This is a genomic window from Streptococcus sp. HMSC061D10, assembly GCF_001808865.1.
Taxonomy (GTDB): domain Bacteria; phylum Bacillota; class Bacilli; order Lactobacillales; family Streptococcaceae; genus Streptococcus.
On record NZ_KV795029.1, the window covers coordinates 33826 to 38014 of the forward strand.

The window sequence follows — 4189 nt, forward strand, 5'->3', positions numbered from 1 at the left end:
CACAGCCGGTGTCAATCAAGTCATTCCATACGAATTCTTCGCAGGTGATGGTATGTTGACCCGCCTCATCTTGAAAGCCTCTGACAAGGCCCCATGGTCAGACAACGGTTCAGCTAAAAATCCCACTCTCCCACCAGTAGAAAAATTAGGCAAAGGCCTTTACTTCTATGAAGTGGATTTGGCAGGCACCCAAGGTAAATCTGATAAAGAGCTTCTAGACCTCTTGAAACAAAACGGCACTCAAAGCTATAAAGCAACTATCAAAGTGTACGGTGCCAAAGATGGCAAGGCAGACTTGAGCAATCTTGTAGCGACTAAAGATTTGACAGTGAACTTGAATGGACATCAGTCTCTTGTTCCGATGCAGTCAGGTTCCGTCCCATCTTCTAATGGTTCAGCTATGCCGGCTCCAATGATGAATAGTCATCAAGATGCGTCTAAGATGAACGCTCAAATGCCAAGTGCTAATCAAGATGAGATGAAATCTAAAATGCCAGCTACTAGCCAGGATAAGATGATGCCTAATAAAGAGCAAGATAAAACCATGAATGCTAGCCAGCCTATGGCAACACCAAGTATGAAACAAGATCAAGTTCCAGCAGCCACAAGCAAAATGCCTGATGAAGGCAAGATGGCATCTAATAACAAGATGTCAAGTCCGATGATGGCTGATCAAATGAAAGGCAAAAAAGACATGCTTCCATATACTGGTGAAGCCCAAACATCAATGGCTCCTATTGGCTTCCTTGGACTCGCCTTGGCCGGACTACTAGGTGGCCTCAGTTTGAAAGCTAAAAAAGAGGAAAATGACTAGTCTAGCTACAGACTTTCTATCTAGGATTTGAAAAATCCAGATATAGTTTAGAATGTTCGTAAAGCGATTAAAATAGTGTTATACTATTGTAGTATAGCACTGTTTTTTTCAAAGGAGAGACAGATGGGAAAGACCATTTTACTCGTTGACGACGAGGTAGAAATCACAGATATTCATCAACGCTATCTGGTTCAGGCAGGGTATCAGGTTTTGGTGGCTCATGATGGAGTAGAGGCCTTGGAAATCTTCAAGCGAAAACCGATTGATTTGATTATTACAGATATCATGATGCCTCGGATGGATGGTTATGATTTGATTAGTGAGGTTCAGTATCAATCTCCAGATCAGCCTTTTCTATTTATTACAGCTAAGACAAGCGAGCAGGATAAGATTTACGGCCTGAGCTTGGGGGCAGATGACTTTATTGCCAAGCCCTTTAGCCCTCGTGAGCTGGTTTTGCGTGTCCACAATATCTTGCGTCGCCTTCATCGTGGAGGTGAGACAGAAGTCGTCAGTCTCGGGGATTTACGGATGAATCACGGTAGCCATGAGGCTCAAGTCGGAGATGTAGCACTTGATTTGACAGTCAAATCCTTCGAGCTTTTATGGATTTTAGCCAGCAATCCAAAGCGAGTTTTCTCTAAGACAGATCTCTATGAAAAGGTCTGGCAAGAAGACTATGTGGATGATACCAATACCTTAAATGTTCATATTCATGCTCTTCGACAGGAGTTAGCTAAATATGCTAGTGCAGAAACGCCCACCATAAAAACAGTTTGGGGCTTGGGCTACAAAATTGAGAAAGCACGAGGTAGTCAATGAAATTAAAAAGTTATATCCTAGTGGGTTATATCATTTCAACACTCCTAACGATTATCGTAGTTTTTTGGGCAGTCCAGCGAATGTTAATTGAAGAAAGAGAGATTTATTTCCTGATTGGCATGACTCTAATCGCAAGTTTTGTCGGTGCTGGGATTAGTCTCTTTCTCCTATCACCAGTCTTTACTTCATTGGGTAAACTCAAGGAACATGCCAAGCGAGTAGCGGACAAGGACTTTTCTTCAAATCTGGAGGTTCAAGGGCCTGTGGAATTTCAGCAATTAGGCCAAGCCTTCAATGAAATGTCCCATGATTTGCAGGCCACCTTTGATTCCTTGGAAGAAAGCGAGCAGGAAAAGGGCTTGATGATTGCCCAGCTATCGCATGATATCAAGACTCCAATCACTTCAATCCAAGCGACGGTAGAAGGAATTTTGGATGGAGTTATCAAGGAAGGAGAACAAGCCCATTATTTAGCAACCATTGGACGCCAGACAGAACGGCTTAATAAACTGGTTGAAGAGTTGAATTTTTTGACCCTAAATACAGCTAGAAATCAGGTGGAAACGACCAGCAAGGACAGTATTTTTCTGGACCAGCTCTTGATTGAGTGCATGAGTGAATTTCAGTTCTTGATTGAGCAGGAGGAACGAGATGTCCATTTGCAGGTAATCCCAGAGTCTGCCCGGATTGAGGGAGATTATGCTAAACTTTCTCGTATCTTGGTGAATCTGGTCAATAATGCTTTTAAATACTCAGCTCCAGGAACCAAGCTGGGAGTGGTGGCCAAGCTGGAGGATAGCCAGCTTTCAATCAGTGTGACCGATGAGGGACAGGGCATTGCCCCAGAGGATTTAAAGAATATTTTCAAACGCCTTTATCGTGTAGAAACTTCTCGTAACATGAAAACAGGTGGTCATGGCTTAGGGCTTGCAATTGCGCGTGAATTAGCCCATCAATTGGGTGGAGAAATCACAGTCAGTAGCCAGTACGGTCTAGGAAGCACCTTTACCCTCGTCCTCAACCTCTCTGGCAATGAAAATAAAGCTTAAAACCCCTTTACAAATCTAGCCATTCATGGTAAAATGGATTTTGTGTGAAATATCAGCAGGAAAGCATGAAGCTCGTCAACAGGTGTCTTATGATAAGTAACCTTGGCTGTTTAGGCGAAGGGCATCTGCACGAATCAGGGCTTTCTAAGTGACTATTTCCACCGAAATATTATTTATATCAGGAGGACATTCACATGTCACGTTATACAGGACCATCTTGGAAACAAGCTCGTCGCCTTGGCCTTTCACTTACAGGTACAGGTAAAGAATTGGCACGTCGTAACTACGTACCAGGACAACACGGACCAAACAACCGTTCTAAATTGTCAGAATACGGTTTGCAATTGGCTGAAAAACAAAAACTTCGTTTCACTTACGGTGTAGGTGAAAAACAATTCCGTAACTTGTTCGTACAAGCTACAAAAATCAAAGGCGGAATCCTAGGTTTCAACTTCATGCTTCTTTTGGAACGTCGTTTGGATAACGTTGTTTACCGTCTTGGTCTTGCAACTACTCGTCGTCAAGCTCGTCAATTCGTAAACCACGGTCACATCCTTGTTGACGGAAAACGCGTTGATATCCCATCATACCGCGTAACTCCAGGTCAAGTGATCTCAGTTCGTGAAAAATCATTGAAAGTTCCAGCTATCCTTGAAGCAGTAGAAGCTACTCTTGGACGTCCAGCATTCGTATCATTCGACGCTGAAAAATTGGAAGGTTCATTGACTCGCTTGCCAGAACGCGACGAAATCAACCCAGAAATCAACGAAGCACTTGTCGTTGAATTCTACAACAAAATGCTTTAATTTTAAGAAATATCTTACAGAAAGCCTACAACAGTGGGCTTTTTGCTTTGTCTGAAAATTAGATTATGAAAAACTAGCCAGCTTTACGTGAATTACAAACTTATAATCAATAACACTACAGACTCAAAAAACACAAGACAGAAACCAAAGCCCTTCTTTCCTCCTTTCTCTGCTATACTACAAGCAGAGAAAGGGGGAAAGCAAATGCTTGAAAAGTATTATGAGAAAGTAAAAGGGATTGTCCATAGATGCCGAAAAGATTATTATCTCCACCTGTGGGAAAAAGAGGATTGGGATCAAGAAGGACTGATCTGTCTCTATGAACTTCTCGAGGCCCAACCAGACTTAGTGGAAGAGGAAAAGAAACTCTACGTCTACTTCAAAACAAAATTCCGCAATCGAATCCTAGATAGCGTCAGAAAACAAGAGAGTCAAAAACGTCGCCTGGACCGTATGGCCTATGAAGAAGTAGGCGAGATTAGCCATCGCCTACCAGAAGGAGGATTGTGGCTGGATGATTACTACGCCCTTCATGAATTGTTGGATAGTTATAGAAGAAAATTACCACAAGATAAGCAAGAAGCCTATGAACGCCTCTGGGCAGATGAACGTTTCAAGGGACGCAAATCCATGCTGAAAGAGTTAAAGGAAGTAATTCAGTAGAATTGAAAAAAAGTTAAAAAAAGGTGTTGACAAAG

Annotated in this window: 5 protein-coding genes; all 5 read left to right on the plus strand. The window is 42.4% G+C overall.

Annotated elements, in window-relative coordinates; all coding sequences use genetic code 11:
* Positions 1 to 814, plus strand: an 814-nt coding sequence (locus tag HMPREF2728_RS09505) for an SSURE domain-containing protein (protein WP_148130312.1), incomplete at its 5' end; no start/stop codon positions are given.
* 123 nt (positions 815 to 937) lie between these two features.
* Positions 938 to 1636, plus strand: a complete 699-nt coding sequence (locus HMPREF2728_RS09510) for a response regulator transcription factor (protein ID WP_075227771.1) — start codon at positions 938 to 940, stop codon at positions 1634 to 1636.
* Positions 1633 to 2685, plus strand: coding sequence for a sensor histidine kinase (locus HMPREF2728_RS09515; RefSeq protein ID WP_075227772.1), 1053 nt, complete (start codon positions 1633 to 1635; stop codon positions 2683 to 2685). The genes HMPREF2728_RS09510 and HMPREF2728_RS09515 overlap by 4 nt, the downstream gene beginning before the upstream one ends.
* 194 nt (positions 2686 to 2879) lie before the next feature.
* Positions 2880 to 3491 (plus strand): 30S ribosomal protein S4, encoded by a 612-nt coding sequence (gene rpsD / locus HMPREF2728_RS09520; RefSeq protein ID WP_000092756.1) that lies wholly within the window; start codon positions 2880 to 2882, stop codon positions 3489 to 3491.
* A gap of 204 nt (positions 3492 to 3695) precedes the next feature.
* A complete protein-coding gene (locus HMPREF2728_RS09525) occupies positions 3696 to 4154 on the plus strand; it encodes a sigma-70 RNA polymerase sigma factor region 4 domain-containing protein (protein ID WP_075227773.1) in 459 nt (152 codons plus the stop codon).
* Positions 4155 to 4189 lie beyond the last annotated feature (35 nt).

Excerpts from the sequence above, each read along its gene's own strand:
- HMPREF2728_RS09515 (WP_075227772.1), top strand. The coding sequence starts at position 1,633 with ATGAAATTAAAAAGTTATATCCTAGTGGGTTATATCATTTCAACACTC.
- HMPREF2728_RS09525 (WP_075227773.1), top strand. The coding sequence starts at position 3,696 with ATGCTTGAAAAGTATTATGAGAAAGTAAAAGGGATTGTCCATAGATGC.
- rpsD (WP_000092756.1), top strand. The coding sequence starts at position 2,880 with ATGTCACGTTATACAGGACCATCTTGGAAACAAGCTCGTCGCCTTGGC.
- HMPREF2728_RS09510 (WP_075227771.1), top strand. The coding sequence starts at position 938 with ATGGGAAAGACCATTTTACTCGTTGACGACGAGGTAGAAATCACAGAT.